Below are 18,470 nucleotides of genomic sequence, written 5' to 3' on the forward strand. Positions count from 1 at the left end.
TTGTAAGCACTTTGCTCACATAGCGCACATCAAAGTGCATTATTATCAGAGCATCACTCTCGCGGTTCTATCTGTCAAGGAGGGGCGCGATGCCGGCCAAGGCAACCCAGCCGCAGGCGCAATCGACGACCGACGACACCCCCGCCGGGGCGCCCGGTTCACAGACGCTGGCGCGTGGCCTGAGCGCGCTCGGGGCCATCGCGGCGGCCCCCACCGGGCTCACCGTGCAGCAGGTGGCCGACCACGTCGGGGCACATCGCACGATCGCCTACCGCCTGCTGGCCACGCTGAGCCAATTCCGTTATGTGACAAAGGGTGACGACGGTCGCTACCGGCCCGGCGCCGGCCTCGCCGCACTCGGCGCGTCCTTCGACAACAACATGCGCCAGCTCAGCGTCCCGACTTTGCGCGCCCTGGCCGACGAACTCGGCAGCACGGTGTCGTTGTTGGTCGCCGAGGGCGATCAGCAGGTGGCCGTCGCGGTGATCGTCCCGACCCAGGTCTTCTACCAACTGTCGTTCCACGAAGGAAGCCGCCACCCACTGGACCGTGGCGCGGCCGGGGTGGCGTTGCTGGCGAGCATGCCGCCGCGGCCCGGCGAACGCGACCTGGTCCGGCAGACCCGGGAACAGGGCTGGGTGATCACCCACGGCGAGATCGAACCGGACACCTATGGGCTGGCGGTACCGGTGCGCCGACGCCAGCCGTCCCCGCCCACCTGCATCAATCTCATCTCGCACCGCGAAGACGTCGTGCGCAGCGGCAAGGACGCGGTGGTCAAGGCAGCAAACGAACTTTCGGCAATCCTGTACTGAGAAGGGAATGGCAGTGACCCGTACCGAATTCGAGTGGGATGACGCGGTCGACGTCGTGGTACTGGGCAGCGGCGGTGCCGGGCTCACGGCCGCGCTGACCGCGTCGGTCAACGGCGCCTCGGTCGCGATCTACGAGAAGGCACCCACTGTCGGCGGCACCACGGCGGTCTCCGGCGGGATCGTGTGGATCCCGGCCCACGACCGCAGTGCCGACGGTCCGCTACCGGTCTCCGACGCGATCGACTACCTGGAAGCACAATCGCTCGGGTGCATGGACACCGACCTGGTCGACACCTTCGTGCGCACCGGCCCGGACATGCTCGACTTCGTGGAATCCCACAGCGAACTGCGCTTCGCCGTCGCCGAGGGGTTTCCCGACTACAAGCCCGAACTGCCCGGCGGCCGTCCGGGTGGCGGACGGTCACTGAGCGCCGGCCCGGTCGATCGCACCAAACTCGGCGCCTGGCGTGACCGGATCACCTCGTTCCCAGCCGATTTCAGCAATGTCGGTATCGACGCCGAAACCCGTGCGCGCATTCACGCCGTCTATGACGACCCCGATGCCGACCTCTGCGTCGCCGGCACCGCGCTGATCGCCGGCCTGCTGCGCGGCCTGCTCGAGCGCGGTATCCAGCCGGTCGCCGAGGCCCGGGCGACCGAGCTGATCGGCGACGCCACCGGCATCACCGGGGTGCGCCTCAGTGTCGACGGCACCGACGTGACCGTGCGGGCGCGCAGCGGTGTCGTCCTGGCCACCGGAGGATTCGAATGGGACGCCAAGCTGGTCGAGGCGTACCTCCGTGGACCGATGCGCGGCGCGGTGTCCCCGCCGAACAACACCGGCGACGGGCTGCGAATGGCCATGGCGCACGGCGCGGATCTGGCGAACATGGGCGAGGCATGGTGGGTTCCGATCGTGCAGATTCCCGGCGACACCATCGACGGGCGCCCGCGCAGCCGCAGCGTCCGGTTGGAACGCACCCGGCCCCGCAGCGTGATCGTCAACCGGGCCGGCAGGCGTTTCGTCAACGAGGCAGGCGAGTACAACTCGATGGCCGGCGCCTTCCAGTACCTCGATCCCAAGCTCGGCTACGCCAACGACCCGGCCTGGATCGTCTTCGATTCGACGCACCTGCAGCGCTACGGGTTTCTCGGCGTCGAACCCGGCGACCCGGTGCCGGACTGGTTCTGCGAATCGACTTCTCTCGCCGAATTGGCCGCCAAGACCGGTATCGATCCCGACGGCCTGATCGAAACGTTGAACCGCTGGAATGACAACGTATCCCGTGAAATCGACCCGGAGTTCGGCCGCGGATCCAGTGCGTACGACGGATATTGGGGCGACAACTCGGCGACCACCCCGGCCGGGCAGACGCTCGGCCCGATCGACACCGCGCCGTATTACGCCGTACCGGTCAAGATCGGCGCGATGGGCACCAAGGGCGGGCCGCGAACCGACCGCGACGGCCGTGTCCTACATGTCAGCGGCGCGCCGATCCCCGGCCTGTTCGCCGCGGGCAACGCGATGGGCGGCGTCACCGGCAAGGCCTACGGCGGGGCAGGCGGCACCCTCGGGCCCGCCATGGTGTTCGGCTACCGCAGCGGCTACGCGGCGGCGACGGGCAAGTCGGTCAGCTGATCGCTCAGTCCACGAACAGCCGCGCCGCCGCGGTGTAGGGGTCGGTGGTGCCGTCGGCGACCGCCGCGGCCAGGCCATCCAGCTCGCTGTGATTGCGCAACAAGGTCTGAGCCAGCGACAGGATCTGGGTGCGGGCGCGTGCGGTACGGCGCTCCGCGGTGTCGGCCCGGTGGTGCGCATCGATGGCCTCGACCAGCTCGGCCAGGCCCTCCCCCTGCGCGGCAACGAGTTTGAGCACCGGAACGGCCGCCTCGGCCCGCAGGTCGCGCGCGGTCTGGTCAGCACCCTCGCGGTCGGCCTTGTTGACCACCACCAGGTCCGCGACCTCCAGTAGACCGGCCTTGGCCGCCTGCACGGCATCACCGGCACCGGGGTTCAGGATCACCACCGTCGGGTCGGCGATCGCGGCGATCTCGATCTCCGACTGCCCCACCCCGACGGTCTCCAACACGATCAGGTCATAGGACAGCGCGGCCAGCAGCCGGATCGCCGCGGGCACCGCGGCCGCCAGTCCGCCCAGATGCCCGCGGGTGGCCACCGAACGGATCAGCACATCGGGATCGTTGATGTGGGCAGCCATCCGGATTCGGTCACCGAGCAACGCGCCACCGCTGTAGGGAGAGGACGGATCGACGGCGAGCACCGCGACCCGCAGGCCACGCTCCCGATAGGCGCCGACCAGGGCACCGACCGTCGTGGACTTCCCGGCCCCGGGCGGTCCGGTGATCCCGATGACGCGCGGGGAGGCGGGGCCGAGTACGGCGAGAACCTCGTCGCGACGGTCGCTTTCGACCAGGCTCAGCAGTCGCCCGACGGCACGCTGGGAACCGCCGCGCGCAGCGGCGATGAGTTCTTCGATATCCATCACCGGTGAGCCTACGGAGCGGGCACCTCGATGACCGTCGCCGAGCCCGTGCCGCCGCCCAGGATCACGTCGTCGATTGATGCAGTGGGCTCGTCGGTGTCGCGCAGCGTGCCCTTCTTGGCGGTGCCGATCGGGGTACGCAACGCGGACACGATGACGGCTTCGGGCATCGATCTACTCCCTGGTTCACTCGACAAGAGAATGCTATTCTCTCAGTCAGAGAGTCTGAGTTGCAAGAAGGGGAACCGTATGCAAATCGCCGGTAGTTCCGCGATCGTCGTCGGCGGCGCGGGCGGCCTGGGTGAAGCGACCGTCCGCCGCCTGCAGGCCGCGGGCGCCAAGGTGGTCGTCGCGGACCTGGCCGACGAGAAGGGCGCCAAGCTGCAGGAAGAGCTCGGCGTGCGCTACGTGCCCACTGATGCGACCTCCGAGGAGTCGGTGCTCGCCGCCATCGCCGAGGCCGAAGCACTTGCCCCGCTGCGCATCTCGGTGGACACCCACGGCGGCCCGGCCGCCGGTGGCCGCCTCGTCGGCAAGGACGGCTCGCCACTCGACCTCGACGGGTTCAAGAAGACCATCGAGTTCTACCTGACCGCGGTGTTCAACGTGATGCGGTTGTCGGCCGCGGCCATCGCCAAGACCGAACCGCTGGAGGAGGGCGGCCGCGGCGTCATCGTCAACACCGCCTCGATCGCCGGCTACGAGGGGCAGATCGGTCAGCTGCCCTACTCGGCCGCCAAGGGTGGCGTGCTCGGCATGACACTGGTCGCCGCGCGCGACCTGTCGCCGCTGGGCATCCGGGTGTGCACCATCGCCCCCGGCACCATCAACACCCCCGCCTACGGCAAGGCCGCCGATCAACTGGAGCAGTACTGGGGTCCGCAGGTGCCGTTCCCCAAGCGCATGGGCCGCTCGACGGAGTACGCCCAGCTGGCCCAGAGCATCATCGAGAACGACTACCTCAACGGCGAGATCATCCGCCTCGACGGGGCACTGCGCTTCCCGCCCAAGTAGATGAACCTGACCGGAAAAGTCGCGTTCGTCGCCGGGGCCAGCCGTGGCATCGGCGCGACGATCGCGGCCGCGCTGGCCGCCGAGGGTGCCGCGGTGGCGGTGGCGGCGCGCTCCGAACAACCAGGCAAGCTGCCCGGCACGATCGGCTCGGTGGCCGCGACGATCAACGACGCGGGCGGACGCGCCCTGCCGGTCGCCTGCGACGTCACCGACGAGGAATCGGTGAACAAGGCTGTCGCCACCGCGGTTTCGGAGTTCGGCGGTATCGACATCCTGGTCGCCAACGCCGGTGTGCTGTGGCTCGGCCCGGTGGAAACCACACCGCTCAAACGCTGGCAGCTGTGCCTGGACGTCAACCTCACCGGAGTGTTCCTGGTGACCAAGGCCGTGATCCCGGAGGTACGCAAGCGCGGCGGCGGGTCGCTCATCGCGATCACCACCACCGGTGTCGACATGGTCGAGCACGGTGCCAATGCCTACTGGGTGTCCAAGGCTGCGGCCGAACGGCTCTATCTCGGCCTGGCCGCCGACCTGCGCGGTGACAACATCGCGGTCAACTGTCTCAGCCCGTCACGCGTGGTGCTGACCGAGGGCTGGCAGGCCGGCGGTGGCGGGTTACAGATCCCGCCCGAGATGGTCGAGCCGGCAGAGGCCATGGGACACGCGGCCGTACGCCTTGCCGGTCAGCATGCCGATGGCGTCACCGGTACCGTCCAACGTTCTGAGGCGCTCACCTTCTAATGACCGCGGCCATCGGCCACTTACGGCACGCTTTGCACTGATTCGCGTGCCATAAGTGGCCATTCGGCGCACCCCGGCGCGGCCGACCGGTGATCAGGCCTTGGCGATCAGGCCGTCGACGATGCGGTTGAAATCGGCGGTACCGAACGACACGTACTCGGCGAGGTTGGCGTAATCCAGCGACGCCATCACCTGCTGCTCCAACTGGATGTTCATCAACCGCTTGGTCGCCTCGACCGCCTGCTTCGGCAGATCGATGAGCTTCTTGGCGCATGCGATCGCCTCGCTCAAGGGGTCCTCCACCACATGATTGGCCAGGCCCAGTTCCAGCGCCCGCTGGGCCTTGATCCGCACGCCGGTCAGCGCGAACTCCTTGGCCTGCAACAGACTGATCTGTGAACCCCACACCAGCGGACCACCGTCGGCGGCCACCAGGCCGATCTGCACGTGCGGATCGGCGAAATGCGCGGTCTCGGCCATGTAGACGATGTCCGACAGCGCGGCCAGGCTGCAGCCCAGCCCGACCGCCGGGCCGTTCACCGCGGCGATCACCGGGATGCGGCACCGCACCATGCCGATCACGAGGTCGCGCCCGTGCTTGATCGTCTTCTGCCGCAAGGCCTCGTCGCGACGCAACTCGTCGAGGTAGTTGAAGTCACCGCCGGCCGAAAATGCCCGGCCGGCCCCGGTGATCACCGCGGCCCGCGCGTCGGCGTCCTCGTTGAGGGCTTCCCAGATCCCGGCCAGCCCGACATGCAGATTGTCGTTGACTGCATTCAAGGCATCGGGACGGTTGAGGGTGATGATGCGCAGACCGCCGTCGGCCTGCACATCGATTTCGTCTGGCATTCCGTACATCTGGTTACACCCCTAGTCCGAGGATTCGTGACGCGATGATGTTCTTCTGGATCTGCGAGGTGCCACCCATGACGCTCTGGGCGCGACTGTACAGATAAGCGCTGAGCAACTCGGGGTCCGAGGTGCCGGTCACCGCGAGTGCGGCATGCCCGACGGACTGCTCCACCCACGTCATCAGCAGCTTGTCCAGCGAGCCCTCGGGACCGTGCTTGAGCCCGTCGAGCTGTTCGGACAGTCGCCTGCGCACGTGCAGACGCAGCATCTCGGCCTGCACGCCGGCCCAGGCCAGATCTTCGGGAACCTTACCTTCGACGCGAGACGCCATCTCCCGCACCAGTTTTCCGTAACGCGCCGAGTACCCCAGGGTCGACGGCTCACGCTCATGGCTGACCACGGTCATGGCCAGGCGCCAACCGTCGCCCGGCTCACCCACCATGTTCGACGCCGGCACCACCGCCCCGTCGAAGGCCACCTGGCCGAACTCGGTGGTGACGCCGTTGATCATCTGAAGGGGCCGCTGTTCGATGCCGTCCTGGTGCATCGACACGATGAACGCCGAAATGCCTTTATGTTTGGGGAGGCGGCCGGCCGCGTCTTTCTCCGTGCGGGCCAGCACGAGGCACCAGTCGGCCACATCCGAGTAGCTCGTCCAGATCTTGTGTCCATTGATGATGTAGTTGTCGCCGTCGCGCGTCGCCGTCGTGGTCAGCGAGGCGAGGTCCGAACCGGCACCGGGCTCCGAAAAGCCCTGGCACCACCGCTCGGTGCCATTGATCATCCCCGGCAGGAATCGCTGCTGCAGTTCCTTGCTGCCGTGGTGGCCCAACCCCACCACCAGATAGCCGAGGCTGGGACGCGGCGGAGCACCGGCGCGGGCCAGCTCCTCGTCGACGATGACGTCGTACACCGGCGGCAGGTCCTGACCGCCGAACTCCTTGGGCCACGACGTGCCGAAAAACCCTGCGGCATAGAGGGCCTGATGCCACTCCCCCATCCGGGCCCAGTAATCGTCGCCGGAGGCCTTGAACGATGCGGCGTTGTCGGCCAACCAGGACCTCAGCCGATCCCGGAAAGCGGCTTCCTCGGTCGAATCACGAAAGTCCAAGATCGATCTCCTCCAGCGCGACGGGCCACAGCTCGGTGGATGTCAGTACCCGGCGCAGGTACACGTGCGCCAGGCATTCCCAGGTGTTACCGATCCCGCCGTGCACCTGGATCGCGGTCTCACAGACCGTACGCGCAGCGCGGGCGCAGTAGACCTTGGCGATCTTGGCAGCCCGGACGGCCTCGGCGGCCGGGAGCTCGTCGACCGCCCAGGCCGCGTGACGCAGCACGCTGATCGACCCCTCGATCAGTGCCAGCCCCTCGGCCAGCAGATGCGCGACGGCCTGGTACGAGCCGATCGTCGAGCCGTACTGCTCGCGGACCTTGGCGTAGTCGACGGCCAACGCGTGGGCACCGCGAGCGGCCCCGACCAGATCGGCACTGGTGGCGGTGAGCGCCAGCGCCTGCCAGCGCAGAGCGTCCTCAGCCGACAGCTCGCCGAGCTCGACGGGCGACTCCGCCACGCCGACGGTGCTGCGGGTGAGATCCACACCGGGCGTTGCGGCTTCGCCGGTTCCGACCGTCACCTCACGGTCGAGCAGGCGACCGAGATCGTCGGCCAGCACCGGCCCGAGGAACGGCACGTCGACCAGGCCGCGCGCGAACTCCTCGGCGATGATCGCCACCTCCACTCCGGAGGCCCCGTCGGACCGCAGTGTGCGCCACTCGGTTGCGGCGACCGTGCTTTCCAACCGGGAGATCCTGCCCTCATCCGACAGCTCTCCGACCGCACCCGGTCCGAGGTCGTCGGCCAGTTTCGCCGCGGCCTCTCGCAGCTGCTGCTGTTCAGACGTCAGACGAACGTCCATGCCGCTCCTTCAGCACTCGTCGCAATACCTTTCCGGAAGGTAACCGGGGTATCTCGGTTACGAACTGCACGCGGCTGGGCCGCTTGTATGAGGCCAGCCGCTCGCCGACCAGGTCGATGAGCTCCCGGGCTGACACCGCAGAATGTGTCGCCACCGCGGCCACGATGGCCTCGCCGTCGCCAGCATCGGGCACGCCAAAGACCGCACAGTCGCTGACCGCCGGGTGCCCGTGCAGCACGGCCTCGATCTCGGCCGGTGCCACCTGGAAGCCGCGGACCTTGACCATCTCCTTGGAACGGTCGGTGATCCGAAGGTATCCGTCATCGTCGAGGTAGCCGATGTCTCCCGTGCGGTACCAGCCGTCGCAGAACGCGCCGGCAGTGGCGTCTTTGGGCAGATACCCGGACATCACCGAGTCCGACCGCACCTGGATCTCGCCCTCCTCACCGATACGGACGCGCACCCCGCGCACCGGTGTACCGACGGTGTCGATGCGGGTGTCGTCCAGCGGATTACAGGCGATCACGGGAAGTTCGGTGGTGCCGTACGCGGTCAGCCACCGCACCCCGGCCCGTTCCGTTACCGCCTGGGCCACGCTGCCGGTCACCGGGGTGGCGCACCACATCACGTACCGCAACGAGGACAGGTCGTGACGCTCCAGTGCAGGATGCGCGGCAAGGGCCAACGCGATTGGCGCCACGGCCATTTCGATCGTGATCCGGTCAGATTCGATGTGGCGCAACATGGTGTCGATGTCGAAGCGCCTATGCAGGCGCATCCAGGCGCCGGTGTCGAGCACCATGGCGATGTTGAGCAATCCCAGAATGTGCGAGGGCGGCGTCATGATCTGCATCCGGTCGCCGGAGGTGAAACCCAATGCGTCGCGCCAATGGGCGATAGCCGCGGTGAATCCGCGATGGGTGTGCCGTACCGCCTTGGGCAGGCCCGTGGTTCCCGAGCTGAAGACGAACAGCGCGTCGGAGTCCGGGTCGGGCGTATCGAACTGCCGGCGGCCCGGGGTGATCGGCTCATCCAAATGCAGCATCGGCATGTGCGCGGCCAGCACCTCATGATCGCCCACCGCGTGACTGGGCTCGGTGAGCGCCAGCGCATGGGCGACCTCCGCGGCCTTCCACGCCGGACTGATCAACACGGCCGCCGCTCCCAGGCCCCAGATCGCCCGCAGCGCCACGACGAACTCGGGCCGGTTGGACGACATCATGGCGACCCGGTCACCCGGCCTGACGCCGCGATGCTCGAGAACGGTGGCGATTCCACTGGTCAGCGTATCGAGCTCGTCCAGGGTGTATTCGCGGTCGTCGAACGCGAGCACGCCGGGCTCAGTCGTCACGATCCACCACCCTTCTCCCGAGCTCTCCGCTGGGCACTGAAGACACCGAGAAGATACTATCAGTTAGCGAGAATGGTATTCTCTTCATATCAGAACGAACGTGCACAGGGGAGTCACATGACGGCAGAACCGACGGTCGGCACCGAGGCGGACGGCAAGGTCACGATCATCTTCGATCGCGAGCAGTTGTCCGTCCCCCGCCGACAGGGCGAAACGCTGCTGGAGAGCGCGCGCCGCGCCGGGATGACGCCTCCGTTCTCCTGCGAGGCAGGCAACTGCGGTACCTGCATGGCCAAGCTACTCGAGGGCACCGCCACCATGCGGGTCAACGATGCACTCGATGACGACGAGGTCGCCGACGGTTACGTGCTGACCTGCCAGGCCGTACCCGATTGCGATGCGGTGACCGTTTCCTACGACGAGGGCTGAACCGCCGCCGTCAGCAGCGCCGCCGACTTCTACTGCAGGGTGGCAAATTTCGGGCCGTCACGACCCTCGCGCAGAAACCGGCGAATCAGAAACCGACCCGTACTCGTCGAACGCCGGCGCCGGCCGGTAGTCCGGCGTGTACCCGGCGACGCGCACCGGGCTGCCCACCAACCGGAAGTCCCCTGCCGTCACCAACACCTCGGGCGTGGCCGTGAGCGCCTCGGGCAAGGTGCGCACGGCGGCCGCCGGAATCCCCAGCGGCTTGAGCCGTGCCTCCCACTCCGCGGCGGTACCGGTCGCCAGCACGGTGGTCACCACGTCCAGGACCTCATCCCGGCGGGCCGCCCGCTCCGCCATGGTGGTGAACCCTTCGATGCCGGCCTCACCGGCGAACGACTTCCAGAACCCGTCGTGGGTGATGAACAATGCCAGATACCCGCCGGCAGTCGGAAATAGTTGTGCCGGTACATAATAGGAGTGCGCGCCGAAAGGATGGCGACGCGGTTCGGCGCCGTCGTTGAGATAGGCCGAGGCGCGGTAGTTCAGCTGCGAGAGCATGACGTCGCGCAGCGATACGTCCACCTGGCCGCCGTCGCCCGACACGATCATCGCCAGCAGACCGAGCGCGGCGGTCAGCCCGGTCGAGTTGTCCGCCGAGGAGTAGCCCGGCAGTGTGGGCGGGCCGTCGGGATCGCCGGTCATGGCGGCCACTCCGGTGGCAGCCTGGATGACGTAGTCGAAGGCCGGGTCGTCTCCCCCGTCGAGCCCGAAGCCCGTCATCGCGACACAGACGATCTTCGGGTTGAACCGCCGCAGGTTCTCATAGGTGAGGCCGAGCCTGCGGATCACGGAAGGCTTCATGTTCACCAGCAGCGCATGCGAATCGGCCACGAGTTGACCGAGCTTGGCCTGTCCGGCTGCTGAGGCAAGATCCAGGCAGATACTGCGCTTGCCTCGGTTGAGGCTGGCGAAATAGCTGTCCCCGACCTGACGCGAGATCTCGCCGCCGGGCGGTTCGACCTTGATCACCTCGGCACCCAGATCGGCCAGCATCATGGTGGCGTACGGGCCGGCGAGCATGACGCCGACCTCGATGACACGGATGCCGGCCAGCGGACCTGTCACAGCGCCGAGCCTACGGTTTGTGGCGCGATCCGGCTGAAAAGCCGCCAAGAAGCGTCGTTTCGGCAGATCATCGAACCGCCTTGGCGAGCTCGGCGATCACCTCACGGGTCCGGTACTTCGAGGCGATCAACTCGTCACGGGTTTCCCCGATCGGCAACAGCCGCACCGAAAGATCCGTCACCCCGGCATCGGCGAACTGCTTGAACCGCTTCAGGATTGACTCCTCGTCGCCTGCCGCGCACAGATCCCCGACATTGCGGGCCTCCCCGCGGTCCAGCAGCCGCTGATAGTTCGGCGAGGTCTCGGCCTCGGCCAGGATGCGGTTGGCCCGGTCCTTGGCGGCCTCGATCTCGGAATTGGCACACAGGGTGACCGGGATGCCCGCCACGATCCGCGGCGCCGGTTTGCCCGCGTCTGCGGCGGCCTTGTTGATCTTCGGCGCGATGTGCTCACCGATCGCCTTCTCGTCAGCCATCCACAGCGATGTTCCGTCGGCATGCTCGCCGGCGATCTGTAACATCACCGGGCCCAGTGCGGACACCAGCACCGGCATCGGCGTGTCGGCGGCCAGCACGGTCGGGTTGTGCACCGTGAACGAATCATTCTCCACGTCAATCATGAACTCCCGGGTCGCTGCGCTCCTGCCCTCCGAAGGACCCGGCCCGGCGATCGCCATGTTCAGCACCTGCAGGTAGTCCCGGGTGTAGGCGGCGGGCTTGTCGTAGGGCAGGCCCAGCATGTCGCGGACGATCCAGTGATGTGACGGCCCGACACCCAGAGCCAAACGACCGCCGGACATCGCGTGTACCGACAGGGCCTGCCGGGCCAGCGCGATCGGGTGCTGTGCCTGCAGCGGCACCACTGCCGTCCCGAGTTCGATGCGCGTGGTGTTCGCCGCCATCAGCGCCACCATGGTCAGGCAGTCGAAGTCGTTGGGCACCTGCGGCATCCACGCGCTGTCCAGCCCGGCCGACTCGGCCCACTGGATGTCGGAGATCAGTTTGGAGACCTTGCGGGCCATATCGCCACGCTCGGCGCCGATCATCACGCCCAGTCTCATGACTCCGAAACCTTCTCTGTCAGGGCACGAACGTCGGTCACCAAGGTCTCGAGCGAGGTTCCCGTCGGGAACACCGCAGCCGCACCGGCATCCAGCAGTTTCTGCACATCGGATTGCGGAATGGTGCCACCGACGACGACGGCGATGTCACCGGCTTCAGCCGCCCGCAAGGCTTCGACGGTACGCGTCGTCAGCGCGACATGCGCACCCGACAGAATCGAAAGACCCACCAGTGCAACGTCTTCCTGCAGCGCGATCGACACGATGTCTTCAATACGCTGCCGGATGCCGGTGTAGATCACCTCGAATCCGGCGTCCCGCAACGTCCGCGCGACGATCTTGGCCCCGCGGTCATGACCATCGAGACCGGGCTTTGCAACGAGTACGCGAGTAGCCATGCCTAGAACACCACCGGCTGCTGGAACTCGCCCCACACCGACTTCAAGGTCGACACCATCTCTCCCACTGTGCAATACGCATTGGCGCAGTCGATCAACCGGTGCATCAGGTTGTCGTCACCTTCGGCGGCAACCGACAGCGCCACTAGTGCTTCTTTGACGGCTACGTCACTACGCTCGGCCTTGACCTTCGAAAGTCGCTTGAGCTGAAGATCACGCCCCTCGGCGTCGAGCTCGTACGTCGCGATGTCGGGTGCCGGTTCATCGACGACGAACTTGTTGACCCCGACCACCGGACGCTCACCGGATTCGGTCTCCTGGTGAATCTTGAACGCCTCGTCGGCGATCAAACCCTGCAGGTAACCGTCCTCGATGCACCGCACCATGCCGCCGTGCTTCTCCAGGTCGTCCATGATCTCGATGATCTTGGCCTCGGTCGCGTCGGTCAGCGCCTCGACGAAGTAGGACCCACCGAGCGGGTCGGCGACTTTGGTGACACCGGTTTCGTAGGCCAGGATCTGCTGGGTGCGCAGCGCCAGCGTCGCCGATTCCTCACTGGGCAGGGCGAACGGTTCATCCCACGCCGCGGTGAACATCGACTGCACGCCACCCAGCACCGCGGCCATGGCTTCATAGGCGACTCGGACCAAGTTGTTCTGTGCCTGCGGCGCATACAGCGACGCCCCGCCGGCCACACAGCCGAAGCGGAACATCGAGGCCTTGTCGGTGGTCGCGCCGTAGCGCTCCCGCACGATCGTGGCCCAACGCCGCCGGCCGGCACGGTATTTCGCGATCTCTTCGAAGAAGTCGCCATGGGTGTAGAAGAAGAAGGAGATCTGCGGGGCGAATTTGTCGATCGTCATCCGGCCGCGCTCGACGACCGTGTCGCAGTAGGTGACTCCGTCGGCAAGCGTGAACGACATCTCCTGAATGGCGTTGGCCCCGGCATCGCGGAAGTGCGCACCGGCCACCGAGATCGCGTTGAACCGGGGAACCTCGGCCGCGCAGAACTCGATGGTGTCGGCGATCAGCCGCAGGGACGGCTCGGGCGGCCAGATCCAGGTGCCGCGCGACGCGTACTCCTTGAGGATGTCGTTCTGGATGGTGCCGGTGAGCTTCTCGCGCGGCACGCCCTTCTTCTCCGCGGCGGCGACGTAGAAGGCCAGCAGGATGGCCGCGGTGCCGTTGATGGTGAAGCTGGTGCTGATCTTGTCGAGCGGGATGCCGTCGAACAGGATCTCGGCGTCGGCCAGGGTGTCGACCGCGACTCCGACACGACCGACCTCTTCGCCGTACTCCTCGTCATCCGAGTCGTAGCCGCACTGGGTGGGCAGGTCCAGCGCCACCGACAATCCCGTTCCGCCCTGATCAAGCAGGTAGCGGTACCGACGGTTGGATTCCTCGGCAGTGCCGAAACCCGAGTACTGCCGAAAGGTCCAGGTTTTACCGCGGTAGCCGGAAGCGAAGTTGCCGCGGGTGAAGGGATAGGTCCCCGGGGCAGGCGGCTCGACCGCACGGTCGCTCGGCCCGTAGACCGGGGCCAGCGGGATGCCAGACGGAGTCGCTACCGGAGGAACATCGTGCTCGCTCATCAGTGGATAACGTACTTGCTAAAAATGAGAATGCCAATACCGCGTGGTGGAAATGTAGCGCACGTACTGGACGGGAGCGCTCCGACCTGCACGTCGGGAACCAGCGCCGACACGACCGAATACATCTGGTCGGCGCCCGAATTTCCGCCCCCCGCGACCCACGATTACGGCACTTGCTAAAAATGAGAATGTCAATACCATTTGGGTACGGTTGACAGTACCGTTGACGACGGCGCGATTGCTGCGCTCGACGAGGAGGACGATGTCCAGCCAGCAAGAGTCTTTCACCGACCGCACACTGGTCGTGTCCGGCGGCAGCCGCGGCATCGGGTTGGCGATCGCGCTCGGTGCCGCCCGCCGCGGAGCGAACGTCGTGCTGCTGGCCAAGACTGCAGAACCGCACCCGAAGCTGCCCGGCACCGTGCACACCGCGGTCGCCGAGGTCGAGGTCGCCGGCGGCAAGGGCGTCGCGGTGGTCGGCGACGTGCGCAAGGAACAGGACGTGGCCCGCGCGGTCGAGACCGCCGTCGAGCACTTCGGCGGCGTGGACATCGTGATCAACAACGCCAGCGCCATCTCCACCGACCCCACCGAGGCGCTATCGACCAAGAAGTTCGACCTGATGATGGACATCAACATCCGCGGCACGTTCCTGCTCACCAAGGCCGCGTTGCCGCACCTGCAGAAATCCACGAACCCACAGGTGCTGACGCTGGCCCCACCGCTGAACATGAACCCCTACTGGCTGGGCGCGCACCCCTCCTACACGCTGTCCAAGTACGGCATGACGCTGCTCTCGCTGGGCTGGGCCGCCGAATACGCGGACGCAGGCATCGGTTTCAGCTGCTTGTGGCCCGAGACCTACATCGCCACCGCAGCGGTGACCAATCTGGCCGAGGGCGACAAGATGGCATCGCGGTCGCGCAGCCCGGAGATCATGGCGGATGCGGCCGTGGAGATCCTGTCGCGCCCGGCCGCCCAGGTGAACGGCCAGACCTTCATCGACTCCGAGGTGCTCACCGCCGCCGGCATCACCGACCTCTCCCGCTACGGCGGCGGGGACGACCCGATCGTCGACATCTTCATCGACGCACCGGGGCAGGGTCTATGAGCATCTCACTCCTGCTGGAGATGGCGGTCTCCGGCGGGCCTGACCGCACCGCGGTGGTATCCGACGATCTGCGCCTTACCACCGAGGAGCTCAGCTCCCTCGCGGACGGCGGTGCCGGGGTCATCGCGTCGTCGGGGGCAGCCCACGTGGCGTATGTCGGCACCGGCGGCGCATTGCTGCCGCTGCTGCTGTTCGCCTCGGCGCGCGCCGCCGTGCCGTTCACCCCGCTGAACTACCGGCTCAGCAAAGAGGGCCTGCACGAGCTGATCGAGCGGCTGCCCGAGCCGCTGGTGGTCGCAGACACCGAATACGCCGACGTGGTCGCCGGATCCGCCAAGCACGTCGTCACCTCCGAGGAATTTCTGGCGGCAGCCCGTACCGCCGAACCTGCGGCCGAGTTCGCCGACCCCGACGCCGTCGCCGTCGTGCTGTTCACCTCGGGCACCACATCGCGCCCCAAGGCCGTCGAGCTGACCCACAACAACCTGACCAGCTACATCACCGGAACGGTCGAGTTCGCCTCCGCCGCACAGGAAGACGCGGCGCTGATCTGCGTGCCGCCGTATCACATCGCCGGGGTCAGCGCGGCCATGTCGAACCTGTACGCCGGCCGAAAGATGGTGTATCTGCGGCACTTCGACGCAGCCAGGTGGGTCGAGCTGGTCCGCACCGAAGGCGTCACCTCGGCCACCGTGGTGCCCACCATGCTCGACCGCATCGTCACGGCACTGGAAGCCGCCGACGTCGACCTGCCGACATTGCGCAATCTGGCCTACGGCGGCTCCAAGGTGGCCCTGCCCTTGGTCCGCAAAGCCCTGCAACTGTTGCCGAACGTCGGTTTCGTCAATGCCTATGGCTTGACCGAAACCAGTTCCACCATCGCGGTTCTGGGCCCCGACGATCACCGCGAGGCACTGGCCGCCGAGGACGCGGCCGCCGCCAGGAGGCTCGGCTCGGTGGGCCAGGTGGTGCCCGGCGTCGAGGTGCAGATCCGTGCCGACGACGGCACCGTGCTCGGCGCCGGCGAGACCGGTGAACTGTTCGTGCGCGGCCAGCAGGTGTCGGGTCGCTACACCGACATCGGATCGGTGCTCGACGCCGACGGGTGGTTCCCCACCAAGGATGTCGCCATGCTCGACGAGGGCGGTTACCTGTTCATCGGCGGACGCTCCGACGACACCATCATCCGCGGCGGAGAGAACATCGCCCCGGCCGAGATCGAGGACGTGCTCGTCGAACATCCCGAGGTCCGAGACGTGGCCGTCGTCGGCCCCGAAGATCCGCAATGGGGCCAGATCATCGTGGCCGTCGTGGTCCCCGTCGAGGGGACCTCGCCCGACCCGGACGCCCTGCGCGATCATGTCCGCAAGCAACTGCGCGGATCCCGCACCCCCGACCGGGTGGTGTTCCGCGATGAACTGCCCACAAACCCGACCGGCAAGGTCCTGCGCCGCCAACTCGTCGACGAGCTCGCACCAGCCAGTAAGGAGTCAGCATGATCAAGAACGGCACCCGTCTGCAGAGTCAGGTGTGCGACACCCAGGTGATCGTGGTGCGCAGCGCCGACAGCCTCGACGACCTGCGCGCCGGTGGTGTGCCGATGATCGCACTCGACCAGGAGAAGCCGGCGAAAGACTCCGGTCTCACTCTCGACCCGGCGTTCTCCGACGGCAACCTGATGGGCAAGCGCTACGTCGACGAGGGCGGCGCCGAGGTGCTGGTCACCAAGGCCGGTGCCGGCACACTCTCCATCGGCACCACGCCGCTGGCGATCAAGGAAGCCAAGCCACTGCCCGCCAGCGATTAGGCCGGGGCATGGTGCCATAGGCCACTCCGAGAACGTTGATCTCGCCATCACCACCTGAGCACGATGCCGATTTCCTCGTTGTCCTCACCGTAGAAATCGCCCGTCGGCACAAACCCGAGTTCCTTGTAGAACCGACCGGGACTGCTCGGGCCTTCGCCATAACTGGTGTGCAACTCGCGGAAGCCGCGGACGCTCAAGCTCGCGACAACCATGTCGATGGCCTTTCGGCCAATTCCACGTCCTTGGTATGGCCGCGCCACCATGAGTCTCCATAGGAAGACCCCGTGGCACTCGATACCGTCCTCGTAGTCGTAACCGTTGTGCAGCATGATGAATCCGACAAGCGTCTCGCCGAGATAGATGGCACGAAACCAGGCGCACTCCGAGAAATGCGCCTCGGCGATCGACACGGCGTTGTCGGCGACCATCTCATGTTGTTCGTCGGTGAGGGTCTCGCTCAACTCGCAGACCGCCGTCACCGTCAATGCGGTGATCCGGCGGAACGTGACGTCGGTGGTCGTGTCGCCGGTCACCGCAGTGGGCCTTCGGCAGTCGCAAACAACGCCCGTCGGTCCGCGTCCAACGTCTCGGTCAGATCCGCGGCGAGTTCTACCACCCACTGCTCGTCCTCGGCCAACTCATGCGTGTCGGGTCCGACGTCGATGACGTCGGCAAGCTCGAGAATTCCGTAGGCCAACTGCAATCGGTCGAACACCGCGAGTGCAGTACGAACGCGAGCGGACTCAGCCGCACCACGCATGCCTCGTTCGTCCAGATAAGCGTCGAGAAAAATATCGCGCAGGTCCGGCCGCTCGCTGTATTCACGAATTGCCGACGCGACATCGCGCAGCAGGAATCCGGTGCCGAACTCACCGAAGTCGTAGCACATCGCGCGTCCCGTCTGGAAGCAGGCGTTGTCCGGCTCGAGGTCACCGTGCACCGGCCCTCGAGCGCGCAACTCCGGATCCAATGCCGCGACGGCATCATGGATGTGGAGTAGCGCCCGACGAAGTTCGACGTCTTCACTCAGGGATTCAGCCTCGGCAGCGAGATCCAACTCTCGATTGGGCAACTCGCCCGGAAAGGCGGTGCGGTGCAGTGTGGCGAGCATCCGTCCCAGTGCGGCGACCTGCTCTTCACTGAGGTCGTCTGGCTCCAACCATTCGCCGGCCGCGGCAGGAAGCAGCGTCGCGGTCATCCGCCCGAGAGGGGTGATGATGTCTTCGGTGAGCCTCCCCGCGCGAGAACGGTGCGGGCATGTCACCGGGAAGCCTTGGTGAGCAAGCTGTTCCATCGATACGGCAACCACGTCAGCATCCGCAGCAGTGAGCGCCGACACCGGGTCGAGGCGCAGGAAGTGCGTGGGAGCCTCGACCGGGCCGAGACAGAAAACATGGCTCGCACTCGACCGCCAGAACAGCGCCACGCCGGGCGAGTGGCCCCACCGCGCAGCGGCGGCGTCGGCGATCGCGCTACGACCTTCCGAGTCCACCGTGCGGTCTAGGGCCAAGAGTTCGCTGAGTTTCAGCAGAGAGCATCGTCCTTCGAATGGGTACGGTTGTTGTCCGCGCAGACCGTATCCAAGCCGGTTGGGCGCGGCAATCGAATATTGGCGCCACCTGGCTAAGATGGGCCTGAAACCAACGCCTTTCGAACCAACATCCGGCCTGTGCTCGCCTAGGACTGCATCAGGCACGCGGCAACGGCCGCAGCCTCGGCCGCGCCGGCGGGCAGCGGAGTCGCCGCGGCGGC

The 18,470-nt window shown here is 66.8% G+C and carries 19 protein-coding genes and 1 pseudogene; 8 read left to right on the forward strand and 12 right to left on the reverse strand.

Annotated elements, in window-relative coordinates; all coding sequences use genetic code 11:
- The first annotated feature begins 89 nt into the window (after positions 1 to 89).
- Positions 90 to 815 carry an IclR family transcriptional regulator gene (locus BN4332_RS11510; protein WP_066898561.1) on the forward strand — a complete coding sequence of 242 codons (726 nt, stop codon included), beginning with the start codon at positions 90 to 92 and terminating at the stop codon, positions 813 to 815.
- A 7-nt stretch (positions 816 to 822) separates the two neighbouring features.
- On the forward strand, positions 823 to 2,454 hold the full coding sequence (locus BN4332_RS11515) for an FAD-dependent oxidoreductase (protein WP_066898562.1): 1,632 nt from the start codon (positions 823 to 825) through the stop codon (positions 2,452 to 2,454).
- 4 nt (positions 2,455 to 2,458) lie between these two features.
- Here BN4332_RS11515 and meaB read toward each other — a convergent pair whose 3' ends face one another.
- Together meaB and BN4332_RS33210 are read right to left on the reverse strand one after the other, a co-directional pair.
- Positions 2,459 to 3,319 (reverse strand): methylmalonyl Co-A mutase-associated GTPase MeaB, encoded by an 861-nt coding sequence (gene meaB / locus BN4332_RS11520; protein WP_066898563.1) that lies wholly within the window; start codon positions 3,317 to 3,319, stop codon positions 2,459 to 2,461.
- A gap of 50 nt (positions 3,320 to 3,369) precedes the next feature.
- A pseudogene (locus BN4332_RS33210) lies at positions 3,370 to 3,489 on the reverse strand (acetyl-CoA C-acyltransferase); the annotation flags it as partial.
- A 79-nt stretch (positions 3,490 to 3,568) separates the two neighbouring features.
- Here BN4332_RS33210 and BN4332_RS11525 point away from each other — a divergent pair.
- Together BN4332_RS11525 and BN4332_RS11530 are read left to right on the forward strand one after the other, a co-directional pair.
- The gene (locus tag BN4332_RS11525) at positions 3,569 to 4,333 is read left to right on the forward strand and encodes an SDR family NAD(P)-dependent oxidoreductase (RefSeq protein ID WP_066898564.1); all 765 of its coding nucleotides are present in this window, start codon (positions 3,569 to 3,571) and stop codon (positions 4,331 to 4,333) included.
- On the forward strand, positions 4,334 to 5,074 hold the full coding sequence (locus BN4332_RS11530; RefSeq protein WP_066898565.1) for an SDR family NAD(P)-dependent oxidoreductase: 741 nt from the start codon (positions 4,334 to 4,336) through the stop codon (positions 5,072 to 5,074).
- A gap of 93 nt (positions 5,075 to 5,167) precedes the next feature.
- Here the strand turns inward: BN4332_RS11530 and BN4332_RS11535 are convergent, their stop codons facing one another.
- The 4 genes from BN4332_RS11535 to BN4332_RS11550 are packed head-to-tail and all read right to left on the reverse strand — an operon-like array spanning position 5,168 to position 9,196.
- On the reverse strand, positions 5,168 to 5,932 hold the full coding sequence (locus tag BN4332_RS11535; RefSeq protein WP_066898566.1) for an enoyl-CoA hydratase/isomerase family protein: 765 nt from the start codon (positions 5,930 to 5,932) through the stop codon (positions 5,168 to 5,170).
- 4 nt (positions 5,933 to 5,936) lie between these two features.
- Entirely contained in the window at positions 5,937 to 7,037 is a 1,101-nt protein-coding gene (locus BN4332_RS11540) for an acyl-CoA dehydrogenase family protein (RefSeq protein WP_066898567.1), read from the reverse strand.
- Positions 7,024 to 7,845, reverse strand: coding sequence for an acyl-CoA dehydrogenase family protein (locus tag BN4332_RS11545; RefSeq protein WP_066898568.1), 822 nt, complete (start codon positions 7,843 to 7,845; stop codon positions 7,024 to 7,026). Before BN4332_RS11545 ends, BN4332_RS11540 begins: the two co-directional genes overlap by 14 nt.
- A complete protein-coding gene (locus tag BN4332_RS11550) occupies positions 7,823 to 9,196 on the reverse strand; it encodes a class I adenylate-forming enzyme family protein (RefSeq protein WP_235654070.1) in 1,374 nt (457 codons plus the stop codon). Before BN4332_RS11550 ends, BN4332_RS11545 begins: the two co-directional genes overlap by 23 nt.
- Positions 9,197 to 9,313: 117 nt before the next feature.
- Here BN4332_RS11550 and BN4332_RS11555 point away from each other — a divergent pair, with 117 nt between their 5' ends.
- Entirely contained in the window at positions 9,314 to 9,625 is a 312-nt protein-coding gene (locus tag BN4332_RS11555; RefSeq protein ID WP_066898570.1) for a 2Fe-2S iron-sulfur cluster-binding protein, read from the forward strand.
- 57 nt (positions 9,626 to 9,682) lie between these two features.
- Here the strand turns inward: BN4332_RS11555 and BN4332_RS11560 are convergent, their stop codons facing one another.
- The 4 genes from BN4332_RS11560 to BN4332_RS11575 all read right to left on the reverse strand — a co-directional run bounded on the left by BN4332_RS11560 (position 9,683) and on the right by BN4332_RS11575 (position 13,800).
- Positions 9,683 to 10,750, reverse strand: coding sequence for a CaiB/BaiF CoA transferase family protein (locus BN4332_RS11560; protein WP_096866885.1), 1,068 nt, complete (start codon positions 10,748 to 10,750; stop codon positions 9,683 to 9,685).
- A gap of 67 nt (positions 10,751 to 10,817) precedes the next feature.
- Positions 10,818 to 11,810, reverse strand: coding sequence for an LLM class F420-dependent oxidoreductase (locus BN4332_RS11565; protein WP_066898571.1), 993 nt, complete (start codon positions 11,808 to 11,810; stop codon positions 10,818 to 10,820).
- Entirely contained in the window at positions 11,807 to 12,208 is a 402-nt protein-coding gene (locus BN4332_RS11570; RefSeq protein WP_066898572.1) for a cobalamin B12-binding domain-containing protein, read from the reverse strand. Before BN4332_RS11570 ends, BN4332_RS11565 begins: the two co-directional genes overlap by 4 nt.
- A 2-nt stretch (positions 12,209 to 12,210) precedes the next feature.
- A complete protein-coding gene (locus tag BN4332_RS11575; protein WP_066898573.1) occupies positions 12,211 to 13,800 on the reverse strand; it encodes a methylmalonyl-CoA mutase family protein in 1,590 nt (529 codons plus the stop codon).
- 262 nt (positions 13,801 to 14,062) lie between these two features.
- Between BN4332_RS11575 and BN4332_RS11580 the strand changes: the two genes are divergently transcribed.
- From BN4332_RS11580 to BN4332_RS11590, 3 genes are read left to right on the forward strand one after another with little or no spacing between them, the layout of a single operon-like run.
- Positions 14,063 to 14,911, forward strand: coding sequence for an SDR family oxidoreductase (locus tag BN4332_RS11580; protein WP_066898574.1), 849 nt, complete (start codon positions 14,063 to 14,065; stop codon positions 14,909 to 14,911).
- Positions 14,908 to 16,410: a class I adenylate-forming enzyme family protein gene (locus tag BN4332_RS11585; RefSeq protein ID WP_066898575.1), complete on the forward strand. Its 1,503-nt coding sequence runs from the start codon at positions 14,908 to 14,910 to the stop codon at positions 16,408 to 16,410. Before BN4332_RS11580 ends, BN4332_RS11585 begins: the two co-directional genes overlap by 4 nt.
- On the forward strand, positions 16,407 to 16,718 hold the full coding sequence (locus tag BN4332_RS11590; protein ID WP_066898576.1) for a hypothetical protein: 312 nt from the start codon (positions 16,407 to 16,409) through the stop codon (positions 16,716 to 16,718). Before BN4332_RS11585 ends, BN4332_RS11590 begins: the two co-directional genes overlap by 4 nt.
- 47 nt (positions 16,719 to 16,765) lie before the next feature.
- Here the strand turns inward: BN4332_RS11590 and BN4332_RS11595 are convergent, their stop codons facing one another.
- Together BN4332_RS11595 and BN4332_RS11600 are read right to left on the reverse strand one after the other, a co-directional pair.
- Positions 16,766 to 17,251: a GNAT family N-acetyltransferase gene (locus BN4332_RS11595; RefSeq protein ID WP_066898577.1), complete on the reverse strand. Its 486-nt coding sequence runs from the start codon at positions 17,249 to 17,251 to the stop codon at positions 16,766 to 16,768.
- Positions 17,248 to 18,470: phosphotransferase (locus BN4332_RS11600; RefSeq protein ID WP_220096856.1), on the reverse strand; the 1,223-nt coding region annotated here is incomplete at its 5' end. The genes BN4332_RS11600 and BN4332_RS11595, both read right to left, overlap by 4 nt.

The organism is Mycolicibacterium houstonense, from assembly GCF_900078665.2.
Lineage (GTDB): Bacteria > Actinomycetota > Actinomycetes > Mycobacteriales > Mycobacteriaceae > Mycobacterium > Mycobacterium houstonense.

Bases quoted from the DNA above. Each gene is read 5' to 3' on its own strand.
- BN4332_RS11515 (WP_066898562.1), top strand. From the start codon at position 823: ATGGCAGTGACCCGTACCGAATTCGAGTGGGATGACGCGGTCGACGTC.
- BN4332_RS11580 (WP_066898574.1), top strand. From the start codon at position 14,063: ATGTCCAGCCAGCAAGAGTCTTTCACCGACCGCACACTGGTCGTGTCC.
- BN4332_RS11565 (WP_066898571.1), bottom strand. From the start codon at position 11,810: ATGAGACTGGGCGTGATGATCGGCGCCGAGCGTGGCGATATGGCCCGC.
- BN4332_RS11585 (WP_066898575.1), top strand. From the start codon at position 14,908: ATGAGCATCTCACTCCTGCTGGAGATGGCGGTCTCCGGCGGGCCTGAC.
- BN4332_RS11525 (WP_066898564.1), top strand. From the start codon at position 3,569: ATGCAAATCGCCGGTAGTTCCGCGATCGTCGTCGGCGGCGCGGGCGGC.
- BN4332_RS11535 (WP_066898566.1), bottom strand. From the start codon at position 5,932: ATGTACGGAATGCCAGACGAAATCGATGTGCAGGCCGACGGCGGTCTG.
- BN4332_RS11545 (WP_066898568.1), bottom strand. From the start codon at position 7,845: ATGGACGTTCGTCTGACGTCTGAACAGCAGCAGCTGCGAGAGGCCGCG.
- BN4332_RS11530 (WP_066898565.1), top strand. From the start codon at position 4,334: ATGAACCTGACCGGAAAAGTCGCGTTCGTCGCCGGGGCCAGCCGTGGC.
- BN4332_RS11510 (WP_066898561.1), top strand. From the start codon at position 90: ATGCCGGCCAAGGCAACCCAGCCGCAGGCGCAATCGACGACCGACGAC.
- BN4332_RS11555 (WP_066898570.1), top strand. From the start codon at position 9,314: ATGACGGCAGAACCGACGGTCGGCACCGAGGCGGACGGCAAGGTCACG.
- BN4332_RS11570 (WP_066898572.1), bottom strand. From the start codon at position 12,208: ATGGCTACTCGCGTACTCGTTGCAAAGCCCGGTCTCGATGGTCATGAC.
- meaB (WP_066898563.1), bottom strand. From the start codon at position 3,319: ATGGATATCGAAGAACTCATCGCCGCTGCGCGCGGCGGTTCCCAGCGT.
- BN4332_RS11575 (WP_066898573.1), bottom strand. From the start codon at position 13,800: ATGAGCGAGCACGATGTTCCTCCGGTAGCGACTCCGTCTGGCATCCCG.
- BN4332_RS11590 (WP_066898576.1), top strand. From the start codon at position 16,407: ATGATCAAGAACGGCACCCGTCTGCAGAGTCAGGTGTGCGACACCCAG.